The 20,430-nt window shown below is 38.1% G+C and carries 21 protein-coding genes and 1 riboswitch; of the genes, 14 read left to right on the forward strand and 7 right to left on the reverse strand.

Annotated features, from left to right (window positions below; genetic code table 11):
• Positions 1-269: 269 nt before the first annotated feature.
• The 9 genes from CWR48_RS08185 (at position 270) to CWR48_RS08225 (ending at position 9,697) form a co-directional block, all read left to right on the forward strand.
• Entirely contained in the window at positions 270-830 is a 561-nt protein-coding gene (locus CWR48_RS08185) for a DoxX family protein (RefSeq protein ID WP_115772747.1), read from the forward strand.
• A gap of 539 nt (positions 831-1,369) precedes the next feature.
• A complete protein-coding gene (locus CWR48_RS08190) occupies positions 1,370-2,095 on the forward strand; it encodes an EcsC family protein (protein WP_115772748.1) in 726 nt (241 codons plus the stop codon).
• A gap of 242 nt (positions 2,096-2,337) precedes the next feature.
• Positions 2,338-4,071 carry an ABC transporter ATP-binding protein gene (locus CWR48_RS08195; RefSeq protein WP_115772749.1) on the forward strand — a complete coding sequence of 578 codons (1,734 nt, stop codon included), beginning with the start codon at positions 2,338-2,340 and terminating at the stop codon, positions 4,069-4,071.
• A gap of 219 nt (positions 4,072-4,290) precedes the next feature.
• Complete coding sequence (locus CWR48_RS08200; RefSeq protein WP_115772750.1) at positions 4,291-5,094, forward strand: arginase family protein; 804 nt, start codon at positions 4,291-4,293, stop codon at positions 5,092-5,094.
• A gap of 126 nt (positions 5,095-5,220) precedes the next feature.
• On the forward strand, positions 5,221-5,982 hold the full coding sequence (gene aroD / locus CWR48_RS08205) for a type I 3-dehydroquinate dehydratase (RefSeq protein ID WP_115772751.1): 762 nt from the start codon (positions 5,221-5,223) through the stop codon (positions 5,980-5,982).
• 259 nt (positions 5,983-6,241) lie between these two features.
• Positions 6,242-7,186 carry a metal ABC transporter solute-binding protein, Zn/Mn family gene (locus tag CWR48_RS08210; protein WP_115772752.1) on the forward strand — a complete coding sequence of 315 codons (945 nt, stop codon included), beginning with the start codon at positions 6,242-6,244 and terminating at the stop codon, positions 7,184-7,186.
• Entirely contained in the window at positions 7,187-7,948 is a 762-nt protein-coding gene (locus CWR48_RS08215; RefSeq protein WP_115772753.1) for a metal ABC transporter ATP-binding protein, read from the forward strand.
• Complete coding sequence (locus CWR48_RS08220) at positions 7,926-8,846, forward strand: metal ABC transporter permease (protein ID WP_115772754.1); 921 nt, start codon at positions 7,926-7,928, stop codon at positions 8,844-8,846. Before CWR48_RS08215 ends, CWR48_RS08220 begins: the two co-directional genes overlap by 23 nt.
• On the forward strand, positions 8,843-9,697 hold the full coding sequence (locus CWR48_RS08225; RefSeq protein WP_115772755.1) for a metal ABC transporter permease: 855 nt from the start codon (positions 8,843-8,845) through the stop codon (positions 9,695-9,697). Before CWR48_RS08220 ends, CWR48_RS08225 begins: the two co-directional genes overlap by 4 nt.
• 210 nt (positions 9,698-9,907) lie before the next feature.
• On the opposite strand, the gene CWR48_RS08230 is transcribed toward CWR48_RS08225, so the two are convergent.
• Positions 9,908-11,509: a catalase gene (locus CWR48_RS08230; protein WP_115772756.1), complete on the reverse strand. Its 1,602-nt coding sequence runs from the start codon at positions 11,507-11,509 to the stop codon at positions 9,908-9,910.
• A 175-nt stretch (positions 11,510-11,684) separates the two neighbouring features.
• Between CWR48_RS08230 and yfkAB the strand changes: the two genes are divergently transcribed.
• Complete coding sequence (yfkAB, locus tag CWR48_RS08235) at positions 11,685-12,812, forward strand: radical SAM/CxCxxxxC motif protein YfkAB (protein ID WP_115772757.1); 1,128 nt, start codon at positions 11,685-11,687, stop codon at positions 12,810-12,812.
• Between the two features lie 338 nt (positions 12,813-13,150).
• On the opposite strand, the gene CWR48_RS21195 is transcribed toward yfkAB, so the two are convergent.
• The 3 genes from CWR48_RS21195 to CWR48_RS08245 form a co-directional block, all read right to left on the reverse strand.
• Entirely contained in the window at positions 13,151-13,237 is an 87-nt protein-coding gene (locus CWR48_RS21195; RefSeq protein WP_425453889.1) for a putative holin-like toxin, read from the reverse strand.
• A gap of 141 nt (positions 13,238-13,378) precedes the next feature.
• Positions 13,379-13,693, reverse strand: a complete 315-nt coding sequence (locus CWR48_RS08240; RefSeq protein WP_115772758.1) for a CHY zinc finger protein — start codon at positions 13,691-13,693, stop codon at positions 13,379-13,381.
• A gap of 474 nt (positions 13,694-14,167) precedes the next feature.
• The gene (locus CWR48_RS08245; RefSeq protein ID WP_115772759.1) at positions 14,168-15,229 is read right to left on the reverse strand and encodes an LLM class flavin-dependent oxidoreductase; all 1,062 of its coding nucleotides are present in this window, start codon (positions 15,227-15,229) and stop codon (positions 14,168-14,170) included.
• A 274-nt stretch (positions 15,230-15,503) separates the two neighbouring features.
• Here CWR48_RS08245 and CWR48_RS20400 point away from each other — a divergent pair, with 274 nt between their 5' ends.
• The 4 genes from CWR48_RS20400 (at position 15,504) to CWR48_RS08260 (ending at position 18,159) form a co-directional block, all read left to right on the forward strand.
• Positions 15,504-15,677: a hypothetical protein gene (locus CWR48_RS20400; RefSeq protein WP_170140726.1), complete on the forward strand. Its 174-nt coding sequence runs from the start codon at positions 15,504-15,506 to the stop codon at positions 15,675-15,677.
• 77 nt (positions 15,678-15,754) lie between these two features.
• Positions 15,755-16,195, forward strand: a complete 441-nt coding sequence (aac(6'), locus tag CWR48_RS08250) for an aminoglycoside 6'-N-acetyltransferase (RefSeq protein WP_115772760.1) — start codon at positions 15,755-15,757, stop codon at positions 16,193-16,195.
• A 96-nt stretch (positions 16,196-16,291) separates the two neighbouring features.
• A complete protein-coding gene (locus tag CWR48_RS08255; RefSeq protein ID WP_115772761.1) occupies positions 16,292-17,398 on the forward strand; it encodes a mechanosensitive ion channel family protein in 1,107 nt (368 codons plus the stop codon).
• A gap of 167 nt (positions 17,399-17,565) precedes the next feature.
• Positions 17,566-18,159, forward strand: coding sequence for a lysophospholipid acyltransferase family protein (locus CWR48_RS08260; protein ID WP_115772762.1), 594 nt, complete (start codon positions 17,566-17,568; stop codon positions 18,157-18,159).
• 156 nt (positions 18,160-18,315) lie between these two features.
• Here the strand turns inward: CWR48_RS08260 and CWR48_RS08265 are convergent, their stop codons facing one another.
• From CWR48_RS08265 to CWR48_RS08275, 3 genes are all read right to left on the reverse strand, one after another.
• Positions 18,316-18,798 (reverse strand): QueT transporter family protein, encoded by a 483-nt coding sequence (locus tag CWR48_RS08265; protein ID WP_115772763.1) that lies wholly within the window; start codon positions 18,796-18,798, stop codon positions 18,316-18,318.
• A gap of 8 nt (positions 18,799-18,806) precedes the next feature.
• Positions 18,807-18,851, reverse strand: a riboswitch (PreQ1 riboswitch).
• 128 nt (positions 18,852-18,979) lie between these two features.
• Positions 18,980-19,669 carry a lysophospholipid acyltransferase family protein gene (locus CWR48_RS08270; protein ID WP_115772764.1) on the reverse strand — a complete coding sequence of 230 codons (690 nt, stop codon included), beginning with the start codon at positions 19,667-19,669 and terminating at the stop codon, positions 18,980-18,982.
• Positions 19,669-20,412 carry a glycosyltransferase family 2 protein gene (locus tag CWR48_RS08275; protein WP_115772765.1) on the reverse strand — a complete coding sequence of 248 codons (744 nt, stop codon included), beginning with the start codon at positions 20,410-20,412 and terminating at the stop codon, positions 19,669-19,671. The genes CWR48_RS08270 and CWR48_RS08275 overlap by 1 nt, the downstream gene beginning before the upstream one ends.
• Between the last annotated feature and the right edge of the window lie 18 nt (positions 20,413-20,430).

Raw genomic sequence — 20,430 nt, forward strand, 5'->3', positions numbered from 1 at the left:
TTATTAACTCCTCTCATTTCTTTCATTAGTATAGTTAAAAATACACCTTTCATCAATTTATTAATCTCGAAAATAGACTGTATTTTTTTTTGATTAATCGGGTACCTATTAATATGCCGATTTTACTGTTTTAGTGTAGGTAATCCTTGTAACATTAACATTGGTAGTTGAGAAACCCTTTCTAATGTAATTTTTGTAACGGAATATTTGAATATATGCTATTTTCGGATATTATATCTATGAAGGAAAAAATTAGGAGAGGCGATGAAATGGTCGAGGTAAGAAGGGGAACTAGAGGAAAAGAAATCATCGTTGAAGAAAATCCATTGTCAAGATGGTTATTCTCCAACACGAATTCAGCATGGATATGGCTGTTATTACGACTGTACATCGGCTTTACGTGGGTAACTGCTGGATTTGGAAAAGTCACAAATGACGCATGGGTTGGAGCAAATGCTGGTACTGCACTTGAAGGATTTATGTCTGGTGCATTAGCAACTGCTGCTGAAGGTGGAGTTGCAGGATGGTATGCCTCATTCCTTGAGAATGTTGTCATCCCGAATGCGGTTGTATTTTCATATATGGTTGCATGGGGAGAATTATTGATTGGTCTCGGACTTGTCGTTGGTTTATTAACTGGTATTGCTGCTTTTTTTGGTGCACTAATGAATATGTCATTTTTACTTGCAGGTACAGTTAGTTCAAACCCGGTTATGTTACTCATTGCGATGCTGTTGGTTTTAGCATGGAAGGTTGCTGGCTGGTACGGAATTGACCGCTGGGCACTGCCGGTTTTAGGTACACCTTGGAGGGTGAAGAATAAGGAATAATATATACCCCGTTCATTCTGATTATAGCATGGACGGGATATATTTATTATTCGTAATTTTGAAAGGTTATTTTCCAAAATTTTGGGGCTGCGGTTACTCGTCCTACCAAAAAAATCTGTTGTTATTATAGAAAACAGAGTCGTCGCCTTATTTTAAAATAACAGCATTAGTTGCCCTTACCTGTCAAGTGATGGATGATAATTCATAGTTGATATAAAGTGCGAACTAGGCGTATTGTTGATTTCTGCTCCGGACAGTCGCTTTCCGCAGGCTCTCAGGAGTCTCCAGTCCTCCGCTACAATTAACAGCGATAGTTAGTGCATTCGCTACTCCTATATGAGAAATTTCGCTCAAGACCAGCGAAGTGTATTTTCGGAGCGACCGGCCAGGGAGCAATTGCACCCTAAGTTAGTTCGCACTATATCTATATTATGGTCTGATAAAGTTAATCAAACGTTTGTTTAGCTTTAATAAAGAGAACCTTTTACTCATATAATACGTATTTACAGGTAGGACATGAGTAAAGGGATGGATTGATTATGAGAGACTATGAGATCAAAGCATATGATGAAGTACAGGCTTGGCGTGTAAAAGTAATGAAGAAGCAAAGTCTAATCAAAGGATTTTCAAAGAAGGCACAGAATAAGGTGAACAGCTGGATACCGGAAAAGGCCCATAAAGTTATTACGGAAGCAATAAAAAACATGGTCAAAGCAACATTAGTTGGCTCTAATATTACAACTAAGAAACTAACAAAATCCGGAATGAGTCTTTATGAAATGGATGAGGCTTTTAAGGAAAAGCATACGATATATCGGAAAACAGCGGTTATCGAAGGTGCTGGAACTGGTGCAGGGGGAATTTTCCTTGGGCTTGCAGATTTTCCATTACTATTATCGATTAAAATGAAGTTTCTATTTGAAGCTGCAGTAATTTACGGTTTCGATCCGAAGAAATACGAAGAGCGTCTATTTCTTTTGCATATTTTTCTGCTTGCGTTCTCAAGTGACGCGAAACGGAAAGAAACATTATTTATCCTCGAAAATTGGGAGGAACAAAAAGAAAAGCTCCTCGATATGGATTGGCAAGTATTTCAACAAGAATATCGCGACTATATTGATTTAGTGAAGATGCTGCAATTGGTTCCGGGAATTGGCGCAGTTGTCGGTGCCTATGCGAACTACAATTTGATGGACCAGTTAGCTGAAACGGCTATGAACGTATATCGCATGCGAATTTTAGAAAGGAAGGTTATAGACGGATAAGAAATCAGCTATTAGGCGGATTTTCGTCTTTAGAATTCCTTTTTTCTATCACTGCCACTCGACTTTGGAGGACTGCCGCTCGGTTTAGCTGCTTTCCCGCTCGAATTCGCGGAAGTTCGATTGGAAGAATTATTGCTGCAGGACGCCTAAAGGAATAGTAAAGGAAAAAGCCTCTCACACTGGTGCTTTTCTAGAAAATCAGTAAAATAAACAAGTAGAAAAGAAAAACAAGGAGTTATCATATGAAAGAAAAACAATCTGGCTTAAAACCATTTATTTCCCTAATCCTATCAACGAAATTCCCTAAATGGCCATTAATCATTGGGTTAATCGGCAGTATTATTACAATGCTTGTTGGACTCTCGATTCCATTACTTACGAGAGAATTAGTAAATGGTTTTTCGGTAGAATCATTAAGTGTTACGCTGATTGTCGTTATCTTCGCCGTCTTTATTTTACAAGCGGTTGTAGATGGGGTATCGACATACTTACTTGCTGCTGTAGGACAAAGAATTGTTGCGAAACTACGGGAAATGATGTGGTTTAAACTTATCCGTTTGCCTGTTAGTTATTTTGATAAACATGCTAGTGGTGAATCGGTGAGTCGTGTAGTAAATGATACAGGCATTGTAAAAGATCTTATTTCACAACATTTTCCACAATTTATTACAGGTATTATTACGATTATTGGTGCAATCGTCATCCTAATTATCATGGATTGGAAAATGACAATATTAATGTTAATTGCAGTGCCGGTAACTTTTGCGATTATGATGCCGCTTGGCAGCAGAATGGCAAAAGTATCGAAAGGAATGCAAGATGAAACAGCAACATTTACAGGAGAAATACAACAAACATTAAGTGAAACTCGCTTGATGAAATCCTCAACAGCTGAGAAAGTGGAGGAGAAAAAAGGTGTAAAGGGAATTAATAACTTATTCAGCTATGGGCTAAAAGAAGCGAGAATATTTGCGTTTATTGGTCCATCCATTTATACGATTATGATGTTAGTTATTGTCGCAATTATTGGTTATGGAGGAATCCGTGTAGCTAATGGATCGATGTCAACGGGTTCACTTGTTGCATTCTTATTATATCTATTTCAAATTATTTATCCGATAACATCCTTTGCAATGTTCTTTACAGAGTTGCAAAAAGCCAAAGGTGCGACAGAACGAATTATTGAGATATTAGAAATAGAGGAAGAACCTGGACAGGGTGGGATTGACAAGGATATTGCAAATGAAGCGGTTCATGTTGACAACATTTCTTTTGCCTATAATGAAGAAGAATCTATCATTGAGAATGTCTCGTTTGTTGCTGAACCTGGGGAAATGATTGCTTTTGCTGGACCGAGCGGTGGCGGGAAAACAACATTATTCGGCTTGCTCGAACGATATTACGAACCAACAGATGGAGAGATACGTATCGGGAAGATGCCAATCAATAGGTTATCGCTTGCATCATGGCGCAGTCAAATCGGCTATGTTTCTCAGGAAAGTGCAATGATGGCTGGAACGATTCGCGATAATTTAACATATGGTTTGCGAAATGCAGAGAATATAAGTGATAACGAATTATGGAAAGTTGCAGAAATGGCGTATGCAGATAAATTTATTAAAACATTCTCGAAAGGACTAGACACGGAAGTTGGAGAACGTGGCGTCAAACTCTCTGGTGGTCAGCGACAGCGGATTAATATCGCTCGTGCTTTCTTGCGTGATCCGAAAATATTAATGCTCGATGAAGCGACAGCAAGCTTGGATAGTCAATCAGAACATGCCGTTCAAGAAGCATTAGCAAGACTGATGAAAGGTCGAACAACCTTCATTATTGCTCATAGATTATCAACCATTGTTGATGCAGACAACATTATTTTTATTGAAAAAGGGGAAGTGACAGGTTCTGGATCCCATGAGCAATTAATCGAAACGCATGAATTGTATCGTAAGTTTGCGGAACAGCAGTTGAAGTGACCGTTCGTTGTTAAAAGATAGTCAACCTAATATAAATGAATTGACTTTAAACATACGTTCTATTAACTAGTGTTGGCCCTATTACTTATTACTGGTAATAGGGCTGTTATTGTTGCAAGGGGAATTCGACAACATGTAGTAATTATTGGTAAGGTGTTATAATTAAGTATAGCTTTTAACTATACGTGAATCATTGAACAAAAGGAAGGAGAACAAGAAATGGAAAGCAATATTACGGTGCTAAATTTTGATCAAACCTATTATAAACAAGATTTTTCTCAAAAGGATACTTATGAATGGCTGGACCTTGAGTCAATTCCGAATGCCAATTTATTTTGTGAAAAGCATTCTTTGGTGCAAATTGAAAATAAATTAAAGAAGCGAAAACCAAGTAATATTACAATGCTGGGCAGTGGCAATTACCACTATGTATCCTATTTGCTGTTATCTGAAATCAAACGGCCTATTACGTTAGTATTATTTGATCATCATACAGATACGTTGCCTAGCCCAAGCCAAGAATTAATTTCCTGTGGTTCATGGGTATTGGAATCACTGCAAAATATTCCTATGCTGCAAAAAGTAATCCTTATTGGCATAGACGAAAGTGGAAAAAGGTATATCCCTTCCTCAATAGATGATAAAGTAAGCATCTATACAACATCCTTATTACAACAACATTCCCCAAAAATAATTGATTCCCTTATAAACGAAATACCAACAGAATTGGTTTACATAAGTATAGATAAAGATGTATTAGATGTGAAAGATGCCATTACTGCATGGGATCAAGGGAGGATGAGACTACGCCAGCTAATGGGGATTGTTAAACGAATTATTAGTAATAAGGAGATTTACGGCATGGATATTTGCGGGGAATATCCTGTAAACCCATCGAATGAGTATAGTCGACAAACAAGGGTTGCAATTAAGAAAAATAGTGATGCTAATCAGTTCATTTTACAACAAATGAAGCGTTGGTTAGGATTCAATCGTAATTCTGGTACTTACTTGCATGTATGATTATCAGTAGTATTATTTCTGCTACAGCTTTCAATTGCTATGGTGAAAGGACCATTAAAAAACCACGCTTGTCCTGTTTATCAAAATGCGTTATCGTACAATTAGATGTATAAGGAGCTGAATATGATGGATCATACCTTGAAAATAAAAAATGTAGTAATTGGCGAAGGAATGCCGAAGATTTGCGTCCCGATGGTTGGTACAACATTAACAGAATTAACGGAAGAAGCAGAGCAGTTACTAACATTAGATTTGGATATTGTCGAATGGCGTGTCGATTTTTTTGAATCGGTTGAGGATATAGAAAAGGTAAAAGAAGCATTAATCCAAATTAAAGAGAAACTTAAAGGTATACCACTTATATTTACTTTTCGTAGTGCTGAGGAAGGCGGAGAAAGAAAGGTTGCTCAAGATTTCTATGTAGCTTTAAATAAGGCGATCATAGAAACGGGGAATATTGATATTGTCGATGTAGAATTGTTCAACGATGAAAATGATGTAAAAATGCTGATTGACTTAGCACATAGAAATCAAGTATATGTCATTCTATCCAATCATGATTTTGAAAAGACTCCGCCAAAGGAGGAATTGGTAAAAAGATTAAGGAAAGCAATCGAGCTTGGTGGAGATATTCCTAAAATTGCCGTCATGCCAAAGGATGCACATGATGTTCTACGATTATTGGAAGCGACACTTGAAATTAGCAGTCGCCCAATCGTTACGATGGCGATGGCCGGCCAAGGTGTCATAAGCAGATTGACTGGCGAGGTCTTTGGTTCATGCATTACATTTGCTGCCGCTAATAAACCTTCTGCACCCGGGCAAATTGGTGTTGCAGAATTACGAAATGTTTTGCAGGTAATTCATGAAAATGTAAACAGAAAATAAATTTTTTTCCTCCTTTCATTCAATTGAGAGGAGGTTTTTTTTTATGAAAACAAATACAGCCCACCTATTGATGTTCAATTATTAATAAACATTCAGTAGCATTTAAAAAAACAATTCATAATAATATCTATAGCTAATGTTTCCCTAATATAAAATATTATCCCTTGTGAAAATTAACTTGACTTATGCAACAACAGGCATTAAATTTAGTTATAACGAATAAAGTTTACCTAGGGAAAAATTAAAGGGGGGGATCAAAATGAGTGGTTTGATGAAAGGGTTATGGGGAATTGCGTTGCTTAGTTTGATTTTAGTTCTCGGTGCGTGTAGCCAAACTGAGGAGTCAGATGGAAAGTCAGAAAGTGAGAAGATTACTGTTGTAACAACCATTGCGCAAATTGGTGAACCTTTGTCTGTTATTGGTGGTGATTATGTGCAAGTCGAAAGCTTAATGGGTCCATCGATTGACCCGCATCTCTATAATCCAACACAAAGTGATATTAACAAGCTTGATAGCGGGGATGTTATTTTCTATAGTGGATTACATTTAGAGGCAAACATGGTTGATATTTTCGAATCAATCAGTAAATCTAAGCCAGTACTTGCATTAGGCGATGCGCTTTCAGAAGATGATTTATTAAAAGATAAGGGAGGAGCAGTTGACCCCCATATCTGGTTTGATATCGACCTATGGAAACAGGGCCTCGGTGCTGCTGTGGAAGAATTAAAAGAATATTTGCCTGAACACGCAGATTATTTCGAGAAGAATAAGCAAGATTACTTTGCAAAGTTAGATGAATTAAAAGAGGATGCTGAAAAATTAGCGCAAATTCCAGAAGATCAACGGATCCTTGTTACAGCCCATGATGCATTCGGTTATTTTGGAAGAATGAATGATCTCGAGGTAATTGGTCTGCAAGGACTGAGTACGGAAGACGAGATTGGTATTTCTGATATTAATCATACGATTGAGATGATAATAGAATATCATGTGCCAGCAATTTTTGTAGAAAGCAGTATTAACCAGGCTTCAATTAATGCGGTAATTGAAGGGGCAGTGAGTGATGGTGTTGAGGTAGCGCTAGGTGGAGAACTTTATTCAGATGCAATGGGAGAAGCTGGGACAGAGGAAGGAACTTATATAGGAATGTATCGTCATAACATTGATACAATCTATGATGCACTGATTGGAGATGTGGAGTAAATGGCAAAGCCAATTATTAAAATAGAAAATCTTTCAGCGTCCTATCGAAAGAATACTGTATTACATGATGTGAATTTTGATGTTATGTCGGGTTCATTAACAGGAATCGTTGGGCCGAATGGGGCTGGAAAATCAACACTTTTAAAAACAATGCTGAATCTCCATCCAGCTTTAGCAGGATCCGTAAGTTTTTTTGGATTACCTTTTGCAAAGGCTAAAAAGAGAATTGGTTATGTTCCACAACGGGGTTCCGTTGATTGGGACTTTCCAACAGATGCACTTGATGTTGTAACAATGGGCTTATATGGACAAATAGGCTGGCTAAGAAGACCCGGACGATTGCATAAAGAAAAGGCATATGAAGCATTAGAAAAAATGGGAATGGCAGATTATGCTGATCGGCAAATTAGTCAACTGTCTGGTGGTCAACAGCAGCGTGTGTTTCTTGCGCGTGCATTAGTACAGCATGCGGATATTTATTTCATGGATGAACCGCTTGCTGGTGTTGATGCTACAACAGAGCGGGCGATTATGACCATTTTAAAAGAGTTAAAATCCATAGGCAAAACGGTAATGGTTGTTCATCATGATTTGCAAACAGTAGAAGATTATTTCGACCATGTTCTATTCTTAAATCAGACAGTAATAAAGCATGGGAAGACAGGGCATATTTTTACAAAGGAAAATATTGCCAAGACTTATGGGGGGAATATGCACTGGAAGGGTGAGGTGAATCAAGGTGTTGTCCATTCTTTTGAATAGTAATACACAGTGGGTATTATTAAGTACCATGATTCTTGGTGTTGCTGCTGGAACAATTGGATGTATGGCATATTGGAAGCGGCAAAATCTCATGAGTGATGCGCTTTCTCATTCTGCACTGCCTGGTGTGGTGATTGCTTTCCTTCTAATACAGGAGAAAAACCTTTTTATCTTAATTATAGGTGCTGCAATCAGTGCATTAATCGGCGCATTTCTGATTCAATGGATAACTACATCAAGCAGAATCTCAGAAGACTCTGCAATGGGGATGATTTTATCGATATTCTACGGTATGGGTATTATGTTGCTGTCAATTGCAAACCGTTCAGCAGGTGGCAACCAAAGTGGGCTGGATAAGTTTATTTATGGTCAGGCAGCTGCAATGGTTAAATCAGATGTAATCACCATGTTGATCCTTGCTCTTCTTGTTATCTTTATCGTATTTATTGCGTTTAAAGAATGGAAAATAAATCTCTTTGATCCACAGTTTGCAAAAGGGATTGGTTTATCGATAAAAGGAATGAATATACTGTATACATCCATTCTCGTCACAACCATTGTGATTGGGATTCAGGCAGTTGGTGTTATTTTGATGGCTGCGATGCTTGTTACTCCAGCGGTAAGTGCACGGTATTGGACCCGTTCCTTTAAGATAATGATTCTCTTATCAGCAACATTTGGTGGAATTGCTGGGGCGGTTGGTACTTTTATTAGCGCACTAGGCAATGGCTGGCCAACGGGACCTTTTATTGTTGTTGTTGCTTCAGTTGTATTCGTGGTCTCACTGCTTTTTGGTAAGGAAAATGGAATATTAATCAAGCATTTGCAATTTAAAATGCATCAAAAGACTGCAAAGCTAAACCTGCAAACATTGACAGAAGGGTTGGAGAATAAATGACCTATACAGGATGGATTATTTTAACTGCTGCGTTAGTAGGGCTCTCCTGTGGAATAACAGGTGTCTTCTTGATCCTGAGAAAACAAGCAATGATGGCAGATGCAATCAGTCATACAGTCCTCCTCGGAATTGTTATTGCATTTTTAATAACAAGTGAAGTAAGTGGACCATATATGCTGATTGGAGGTATATTTGCTGGTCTCTTAACAGCCTTTTTAGTGCAATGGCTAAATTCATTAAAGGTACAGCAAGACGCAGGTTTAGGAATCGTGTTTACGACATTATTTGCTATCGGGGTAATCTTAATCGCTACTTCAGCTGGGAATGCACACTTAGATATTCAACATGCATTAATGGGGGAGATAACCTTTATCCCGTTTAATACTGTAACACTGCCAATTATTGGTGATGTCCCGCAAGCAACTGTATTACTCGCAGCAGTGCTAATTATCGTGGTCATTACGATTACGTTATTTTATAAAGAATGGAAGATTACTTCCTTCGATCCGGCGCTAGCAGCAAGCATAGGCATTCCAGTATTATTGATGCATTATGTGTTTATGAGTTTAGTGTCGATTACAACTGTTGCGTCTTTTGATGCCGTTGGTGCAATTATGGTTGTCGCTATGTTAATCACCCCAGCCGCCTCCGCTTATCTTTGGACAGATAAACTGCATAATATGCTACTATTGAGCGGGGCATTCGGAGTCATTTCAGCTATTACAGGATATTATGTTGCAGCTTGGATCGATACGTCCATTTCAGGCAGCATGGCTTTTATGACAGGAATTGTCTTCTTCATTAGTTTTATCTTTTCTCCAAAACATGGATTGATTGTGAAGTACGTTTAATAAAGATAAAAATAGGCTCTCCCTCTAAAAATGGGAGAGCCTATTTATTAATGATGACGAACATCCGCACCGCTGAAAAGAGTGGCAACGCCTGCTGGGTCGAGCGACCGCACCGTCGAATCGAGCGACAAATCATCAAATCGAGCGACCGCACCGCCAAATCGAGCGTACACACCCCAAATCCGAGCAACAGACAGGAAAACAAAAATATTAATAAGGCTCCGCGTCATGCCCTTTTTCAATCGCATCTTGTACCGCTTCTTCAGCTTCCGTTGCGCCAAGTGGATGCATTTCTTCTGCCATTTCCATCTTCATATTTCCTTTTTCAGCTAAGCCTTCTCGCAAGCGACGACCATATTCTTCATCCGCTTCATCCGCTAAAGCAATCATCTTATCTTGAATCACTTTCGCACAAGAGGATAGATCACCAACGAGATTGGAGATTAATTCATCCTTTTCCCATTGCTCAAAACTTCGGTACGTTTCACCAGCTTGCTTCGTATTGTCATTTCGATCAATCGATTCACGAACTAAATTGCCTTCAACCATCGGCGTATATTCTTTGCCAATCTGTTCCGCTTCCTTTAACCCGCCCAAGCTAGATGGTTCATAGTTTACGTGAGGGTTCTGCCCTGGTGCTTTATCATTATAATAACGTAGTGTTCCGCCCTCCTGATTGGTTGCTACTCGTTTTTTCGCAGCATTGATTGGCAGTTGCAAATAGTTGGCACCAACACGATAACGTTGGGTATCGGAGTAGGAGAATGTTCTCCCTTGCAGCATTTTATCATCGGAGAAATCAAGTCCATCTACAAGGACGCCTGTCCCAAATGAAGCCTGCTCGACTTCATTAAAATAATTCTCAGGATTTTTATTTAATACCATTTTGCCAACTGCTCGCCAAGGGAATTGATCCTCTGGCCAGAGTTTCGTATCATCAAGCGGGTCAAAATCAAGCTCTGGATGTGGACCGTCTTCCATAATTTGTACTAACAATTCCCATTCGGGATAATTGCCCTTTTCAATTGCTTCATATAAATCCTGTGTTGCATGGTTAAAGTTTTTCCCTTGGATTTCTGTTGCTTCTTTTATTGTTAGGTTTTTAATTCCTTGCTTCGGCTCCCAGTGGTATTTAACAAGTACAGCTTTTCCTTCTTCGTTCACCCACTTATACGTGTTAACACCAGATCCCTGCATCATTCGATAGTTTGCAGGAATGCCCCAAGGTGAATAGACAAATGTCACCATATGGAAAGATTCCGGTGAATTTGCACAAAAGTCAAAGAAACGTTCACTATCTTGGATATTTGTTACTGGATCTGGTCTGAATGCATGGATCATGTCGGGGAATTTCATTGCATCACGAATGAAGAATATCTTTAAGTTATTCCCAACTAAATCCCAGTTTCCATCTTCTGTGTAAAATTTCACCGCAAATCCTCGAGGGTCACGTACCGTTTCAGGCGAGTGCAAGCCATGAACAACAGTGGAAAATCGCACGAAAACAGGAGTTTGCTTTCCTTCTTCTTGAAAAACCTTTGCACGTGTAAATTTGGAAACCGGTTCATCCCCAGCTTTTCCATATGTCTCAAAATAACCATGTGCACCAGCACCGCGCGCATGAACAATCCGTTCGGGCACCTTTTCCCTGTCAAAATGACTAATCTTTTCAATAAAATCATAGTTCTCGAGCGTAGCAGGACCGCGATTGCCAACAGTACGGATGTTTTGATTGTTCGTAACAGGATGTCCTTGCCTCGTTGTTAGTGTGTCTTCGTTTTCGATATGTGTCTCGTTTGTTTCCTTTGCCATTTTTATTATCTCCTCTTTCTAGCAATATGTAATAAACTTTGTTAAAAACAGTTCATCCATAGCCTGTCCCAAAAGAGAAAAAATAATCGGAATAGACATAGAAAATAGTTGACGTGCATATGTCAATAGAAGTGGCGAAATAAGTAAGCGTTAGCAAAGAAAGGGAGATTTGTATATGGAAATAGCTACATCGAAATTTAAAACAATAACACCAACATATGATCCATGGGAAACATATATGGACGTTGAAGAATACGGGGAAATGAACTTAACAAATATTGAATTTACAACAACATATATGTGCAATATGCGCTGTGCCCATTGTGCGGTTGGTTACATGCTGCAAAATAGTGATCCAGATGCACTGCCAATCGATTTATTAATCAAGCGATTGGATGAGATACCAAAGCTACGGACATTAAGCATTACCGGCGGTGAACCGATGATGAATAAGAAAATGGTACGTAATTATGTTGTACCACTATTGAAATATGCGCATAACCGTGGAGTAAGAACACAGATGAACTCCAATTTAACATTGCCATATGATCGATATGAGCAGATTATCCCTTATCTGGATGTCCTGCATATTTCCCATAACTGGGGAACTGCCGAGGAATTTGCTGAAACAGGATTTGCCATGATGGAACGAAAGCCAACAGTTGAAAATCGCAAAAAGTATTTCGAGCGATTAGTAGAGAATTCTCAGCGCCTTTCTAAGGATGGTGTTATGGTGTCAGCAGAGACGATGCTGAATAAGCGAACATTTCCTTATTTAGAGCAAATACATGACCATATCAATGAAATGGGATGTGCAAGGCACGAGGTGCATCCAATGTATCCAGTAGACTTTGCGAGTAATCTAGAGATTCTTAGTCTTGATGAAATGCGAACTGCGGTTAATAGATTATTAGATCACCGCAATCAAGACATGTGGATGCTATTTGGTACACTGCCATTTTATGCTTGCAGCGGAAATAATGAGGATTTGGAGCTTCTAGGGCGGGTATATAAGGAAAAAAATGTGACTGTAAGAAATGATCCGGATGGCCGTTCGCGTTTGAATGTAAATATTTTCAATGGGGAAATTATTGTTACCGATTTTGGCGATGAGCCATCATTAGGGAATATCGAGACGACATCACTGCCAGAAGCATATTCTCAATGGATGGGGACGAATACAGCGCAAAGTCTGAACTGTCATTGCCCAGCTGTTAAATGTCTTGGACCAAACATATTAGTAAGAAATGCATATTATCGGGACATTGATTTTAGCAAGCGGAAAGCAAATATTAGTATGTAAATTAATTATCCCGCATGTAACGGGGTGTAAGACCCCCACCAAATGAAGTTTCACTTATCATAGTTTCTTGCCAACTAGACAAAGCCAGAATATTTCAATATAATTAACATAGAATATTAGAAAACTGGATAGTCACCAAGCTCTTCGGTGACTGACCTAGTTGCACTTATGTAGTAAGAAATATTTTATACTTTCTTAACTACTAAATAAGTCGCCAAGGTGCGCTAACACCCTGACGACAAGTGAAATGTAACTTGCGATACCCAAAATAAAGGGATCGGCAACAATTGAATTCAAAGAAAAATAATCCATTCGTTTACCTGGTCAAGGCAAGTGGATTATTTTTTTCTGTCATTATCAGCCAAGATACTCACAATTAATGCTGCAAAAGCAATTGCAAACATTAGAGCCTCGTACACTGACATAGCAACACACCCCCTTTCCAAAAAAAGAATGGGTGGTGTTGCCAATCCACTTTACCTCGAATTATCGCTAGTTACCCTAGATTATATCTTAATTTTTAATAAATTGAAAATATGCTTTCTGTTTTTAATTAATAAATTCCCTCAAGATTCAAAGTAGAGATGGTAATGTCTTTTACACCCATCATTAAATTTAGAATTGCAGTTCATACATTTACCAGTATCTAAGTATAAACGAATAGGGTGCTCAGTTTTACAAACGCCACATAATATCGCTAATTCATTGAATTCGCCCTTTTTCCATACAGTAATAGTATGACTTTCGCATTCGCTATGACATTTATAGCATGGGTAATATTTGTTACAGCAGTTAAACTTAATCGCGATAATGTCCTCTTCAGTCGCATAATGCTTACATCGAGTCTGATCATCGATAGTATGTCCATATATTTTCATCAGTTACCCCCCGCTCCAATATAATTCGGCCCATAAGTCAAGTCGCAAAGTATTGGGACATTAAAGTAGATGTATTCCGCATGTAAAAGGCAGTAAGTTCTTTTCCACAAAAAATTAGAGACATAATGAAGTCTATGAGGAGTAACTGCTCGATAGCGTCGGTTCTTTGGTAGGTAAGAAAGTATAAAATTTGACTAAAATATTTCTTATGCTGGAACAGCCACGTCCAGCTTCAGCGCCCAACAACTAGCAAACTTCACACTCCTCCACTACGATAAGTCAACATTGGCTCGTACCTCACCGTGTCACCTTTATCTCAAAAGGCAAGGAGAAGTTCGACTAAGGTCGCCACTTCCTGTGGCATCGTCGAACCACCCCACGTCCTGTGGGGCGCAGTTTGTACGTTGTTAAACGGGCGCTTGCGCTTTTGTTCAGAAAAGTAATTCGATAGACAACACTATGTTAACTAAAATCCACTTACAAATCCGTTTGTTCCTCTGCTTCCCATTTTGCAACCTCCGTCCGAACGATAGGCGCAACTTCTTTACCTAATAATTCAATGGCCTTCATAACATCCGCATGGGGCATTGAGCCAACTGGAACATGAAGCATAAACCGTGTAATTCCAACGTTTTTACGTAGAAAAATAATTTTTTCAGCAACCGTATCTACATCGCCTACGTATAAGGCCCCTTCTAAACTTCGTGCTTGGTCAAAGCTTGCTCTTGTATATGCTCCCCAACCACGCTCTCTACCTAAAACATTCATTGCTTGTTGTGTAGGTGGGAAGAACTTTTCCACTGCGATTTCGATGCTTTCGGCAACAAATCCATGTGAATGCGAGGCAACCGTTAATTTAGATGGATCATGACCATTTCTTTCGGCAGCTCGCTTATATAGTTTTACAAGCGGTGCAAACTGGATCGGGCTACCACCAATAATGGCAAGAACAAGTGGTAGTCCAAGTACACCAGCACGTGCAACCGATTCTGGAGTCCCGCCACTAGCAATCCACACAGGTATTGGGTCTTGGACTGGTCGTGGATAGACCCCTCGATTTTGGATGGCAGGTCGATGCTTTCCACTCCACGTTACCTTTTCGGATTCTCGTATTTTTAGCAATAAATCCAGCTTCTCATCAAATAACTCATTATAATCATTTAGATCGTAACCAAATAATGGGAATGACTCGATAAAAGAACCCCGGCCGGCCATAATTTCTGCACGTCCATTGGAAATAGCATCTACTGTGGCAAAATCCTGGAACACGCGAACCGGATCATCTGAGGACAATACTGATACCGCACTCGTCAGTCTTATTCGTTTTGTTTGTGAAGCCGCTGCGGCAAGCAGCACTGCTGGCGCAGAAGCAGCATAATCTTGCCGATGATGTTCGCCAACACCAAAGACATCTAACCCAACTTGATCCGCCAATACAATTTCTTCAACAACCTCTCGAATTCGCTTTGCATGACTGATTACTTTACCTGTATGTACATCTGGAGTGGTTTCGACAAAGGTAGTGATACCAATTTCCATGTTATTGCCTCCTTTATTAGGATATTTATTTGTATAGTGAATATCAATTGGGTATTTCTTTCATCATAGATTATTTGACAAATTTTAGGAAGAGATTTGTATTATCCTCCTTTTGCTTGGATAAGACACTTTTCTTCTCAGTCTGAAGATGTATTCGTATTCCTTATAAAGTAGGGTTTTTTCATGCCTTTATTTCAGTCGTTAAGCCGACGACGAGAAGTTGATCTGCTTGTATGATGAACATATAAACGAAAATGTCAGGGGAGGTCTATTGATGAATATTGACATAGCACTCTTTAAAAGCATAACGGATGAGCGTATCGAACGATTAAAATGGCTAACATATGGAAATGAAACTTTTGATAATCCAAAGCGTATAAGTTCTAAGCAGCCAAAAGTGAAAAGAACTAATAACGTTGCATCTGCAAATGTAATGGCCTCCAAGTAATATTAATTTGAAGGTCTTTTTTAATTGACGCAAATTACAAATGAAAATAAATTGCAAATAAGAAAGGTGACGAAAATATGGGGGAAATAATTCAAGCTAATACAGATCAGCTTCATGAATTAACGAAGCTTGCAATTGATCTCTGGACTGACAATGACGTTGAAAAACTAAAGGAGGAGTTCGCTGAAATTATCGAATCGGATCAAAATAAAGTCTTTCTTTATTGTATAGAAAAGCGAGCAGTTGCCTTTATCCATCTTTCAATTCGAACAGATTATGTGGAAGGATCCAATTCTAGCCCTACAGGATACATTGAGGGGGCCTATGTACTACCTGAATTTAGACAAAAGGGAATATCTAAAAAGCTATTTTCACAAGGTAGGGAGTGGCTGATAAATAAAGGATGTCAGCAAGTTGGATCTGATATTGAACTAAATAATGAGGTAAGCTATCAATTTCATAAGAACATCGGTTTTAAAGAAGTCAACCGATTGATAGCATTCATTCAAGATTTGTAAATTGCAGGTATCAGCATACCTTTTGCTAAACTACCCCAAGTTACGTTAAAATAAGAACGTACAATCAGCTAGAATACAGCGGAGGTATGATTATTTATGAAGTGGCTGGAATTTTTTACATCTGAAAATTTAATTGATCTCGGAATTGCAATTGGGATCTTTTTATTATTCTTATTATTTAGGAAGATATTTACAAAATATATCTTTTCCTTATTACTTAAATTGGGTAATAAATCACCAACGCATTTCTTTACTGAAATCTTTATGGCATTTAAGAAACCAGTAGAATGGTTATTTGTTGTTTTTGGTCTTTATGTGGCAATCTCCTATTTTCCACATCTTAATCAAGGAAATGCATTCTTTTTACAAGTACTAAAATCGGTGTATATTTTTCTTATTACATGGGGTTTCTATAATTTTGTAGCATCAAACTCGATACTTTTCACAGGAATCAATAAAAAGCTGGAATTTGATAAGGATAACATCATTATCCCTTTACTTTCAAAAGCACTGAGATTTATTATTATCGCGATTGCACTTACCGTTATTTTGCAGGCATTCGATTATGATGTAACTGGATTTGTTGCAGGTCTAGGTTTAGGTGGTTTAGCAATTTCTTTAGCTGCTCAAGATATACTTGCCAATATGATTGGTGGATTTGTAATTATCACGGAAAAACCATTTACCATTGGTGATTGGATTGTCACTCCAAGTATTGATGGCACGGTAGAGGAGATTGCCTTCCGAAGTACGAAGGTAAGAACATCAGCAGATGCACTTGTCGTTGTACCAAATGCAACATTAGTTAAGGAGCCTATTACGAACTGGAGTAGAATGGAAAAACGTCAAAATTCATTCGATTTAACTTTAACGTTTGAAACGCCACAAGAAAAAGTAGAAACGGCAGTAAGTCAAATTGATTATTTGTTGAAAAATGATCCGAAAATTGATCAAGAATCAATTATGGTCAAATTTAATAAGTATAATGAAAATGGCTATAACATTATGGTTTATTACTTCACGAAAACCACTGCATGGGGAGAAAATTTAAGTATAAATGAGAAAGTAAATTTTAAAATTATGAAACTTCTCAGAGATGAGAGTATTGAATTAGCAGTGCCTACTAGGGCATTACACGTACAAGCTCCAAAGGATATTCAGGAAATGATGCAGGAATCTATGAAAAGAGGATCAGATCAGTAGAAAGAGAGGAGATACTAGCCTTTCTTTTCTTTTTGGCTATATGATAAAAGTAATAAATAATAAGCCTTCCCTTTTCAAAAAAAATTAGTACTAGGTAATAAAACTTTGTGATAAAATAAAGTTAAATGGCCTTTGAAAGAAAAAGTACACTAGTGGAGGAGAACAAAATGTATCATTTCGCAGCGTATGTAGTTAAAATAATCTTGAACTTATTTGGAAGGATCAAGGTTTTTCAAAAAGAGAAGATACCAGCATCAGGTGGCTATGTTATCGCATGTACACATACTGGTTGGGTAGATATATTGTGGTTAGGTGTTTCCTTACTTCCAGTCAAAATACATTATATGGCGAAAAAGGAATTATTTCAATCGGGTTTCACTAAATGGTTAATGAATGCCTTGAATGCTTTTCCAGTTGATCGGGAAAATCCTGGTCCAAGCTCGATAAAAACGCCGAGAAAACTACTGAAGGAAGGTAAAGTAGTTGGGATTTTTCCAAGTGGAACGAGAACGAGTGAAGAGGTTCCGTTAAAAAGAGGAGCTGTGACGATTGCAGCTTACGGCAAGGTGCCGATTGTTCCTGCAGCATATGTCGGTCCCAATAATTTTAGTGATTTATTAAAACGACAAAAGCCGAGAATTATTTTCGGGGAGCCGATCTATTTATCTAAAGACCAACCGATGAAAGAAGCAATTGAAACAATGATGGTTGAACTTAATGATGCATTTCATCATTTACAAAAGCAGTTAAAGAGTAATTAATCATTCTATTGATTGAAGAAACTCCCCGTGACATTTGTCAGGGGAGTTTCTTCATTGGTAGTTAAAAAAGCATAAAAACGTTCTTGACGAATATGTGCAACCAAGGCAGTTACCTGAAAACTTGGGTTTTACCTTAGTTTTCTAACAACAAGTAGTTTATAACACATTGTCAAAATGAACACGTTTATTTAATAAATAAATTAGTGGAACGCCTACCGCTAATACTACGAGTTCTCCCGCAGCGGTCGTTAACCATGAGAATAGGAATGGCAGACCCAATGCCAATTTCAATTCAAATGCAATGATGAACATATTAAATGAGAAAATAAGTGCGTTTATAACGAGTAATACTAACTTATTTTTAATATAGTTTGCTAGTAGGATAATAATTCCTAATGAGATGGCAGAATGTGCTACCCCAAATACAAGATCAAACCAGCCTAATGGTGAGAATAAGTTGGTAATAAATACACCTAAGACAATTCCGAAGAAGAACTTCTTGTTAAATATAACGAGATGGTTAAACATCTCGGAAATACGAAATTGGACATTCGTAAATCCAAATGGTTGGATAAGCAACGATACCGCAACATAGAGCGCTGCTAACAAACCGTTTACTACTAATGTTTTTACTTTCATTTCTAAATCTCTCCTTAGTTTTTTAGCGTGGGAGGGTCTCGAACCACGTTTCTTTTTAAAGCCATTGCATAGTATAGTACAAATTAATGAAAATGAAAAGAGACTATTTTTGGTAGTCGTATAGCGCTGTTTCAATATTTATCATCAAAAAAGGCGGTGAATCGGGGAGGGCATTATCAAGCTACCGATCCCCACTCTTCTCCGCCAATTGATTCAGATTCTCTTTCATTCTTCCTAGCACTATTTTGCGTTCCTCTTTAAAAGGAATTTCACCACGAAAATAAATCTTTTCTCCTGCTACAATTGTTTTTAGGTGTTTACTGACATACGTTGGAATAAAGCAAATATGTTTTCCAGTTTTATTGAAATAATATTTTTCTAAGTAGAGAAATCCATCATACAGTTCGGTAACAGTCGATGACGAATCACTATAATCAACATCAGGAAAAATGGCAATTGGATTGCCATCCATTAATGCCTCAACACTAATCTTGAAGGTTTGTAATATCTCCCTAGACCCTCGGTAAACAGGAATCCCTCTTCCTGATTTTAATAGTTTAGGAATGAAGAAGGAGATAGGCAAGGCAATCAACCTTGCGAGATACTTATTCCAGCCGAATCTTTCTGTAAATGTATAATCCGCATATTGTTTATAGCATGCTTGCTGATCAAGGAAGTCATGAAGCATCCAAGTGCGAACCGTCTTTGGGAAAGAGTTCAACATGACGAAAGGACCGAACAGATTTTGATGATGGGAAATATAGACAACAGGTTCATGTTCCGTCTTTGGAAGCTGAACATGATATTTAGGAAAGACCATTCGAACAAGTGAACGGTTGAATCGGAAAAACAGGCCATACTTCTTTTGCATTATTTTTCACCAATCTGTTCTGATTTTTCCGAGTCAAAAAGCGACCTTCTTCGGAAAAAACCAGAGGTGATTCTAGTGATAATGCTGAGCGAATCTCGAACGGATTTATAATAGGATCCGGCATTGTTGTCAAAGTAAAGAGTTTTAATCTCTACTTCTTGTATGGGAATTTTTCTTTCAATGGTATTAATTAACATATTAATTTCATATTCATATCGTTCGCCTCTTAGCTGAAGGAGCCATGGAAGGTCGTGGATTGCGATTCCTCGAAGTCCTGTTTGTGTGTCTACTAATTTTTCCTTGAATAACTTGTAGAAGATAAAACGCGTTATTTTATTACCGAAAATACTCTTCTTCGGCACGTCTGGTCGATTAAAGTCACGAACCCCCAGAATCATTTTATTTTCATTGGGAACTAATAAAGTAGCGATCTTGATTACATCTTCTATAGCATGCTGCCCATCCGCATCAGCGGTTATAACTCCAGACATATCGTTGAAATGCTCGCTAATGTAAGCAAAGGCGGTTTTTAATGCCCTTCCTTTTCCTAGATTGCGTTCATGTGTAAGAACGGTGCAATATGCCTGTTGACTTAATTCATTAAAAGTCGATAAAGAATCCTCGCTGCTACCGTCGTTCACGACAACAATATGCGCGATTCCATTTTTTGCTAAGGTTTCAACATAATCTATTAATATTTCTGTTGGATTGAGAGCTGGTATTGTTACGACACATTTTATCATTCATATTCACCCCATATT

It is taken from the genome of Oceanobacillus arenosus, assembly GCF_003369575.1.
GTDB lineage: Bacteria > Bacillota > Bacilli > Bacillales > Amphibacillaceae > Oceanobacillus > Oceanobacillus arenosus.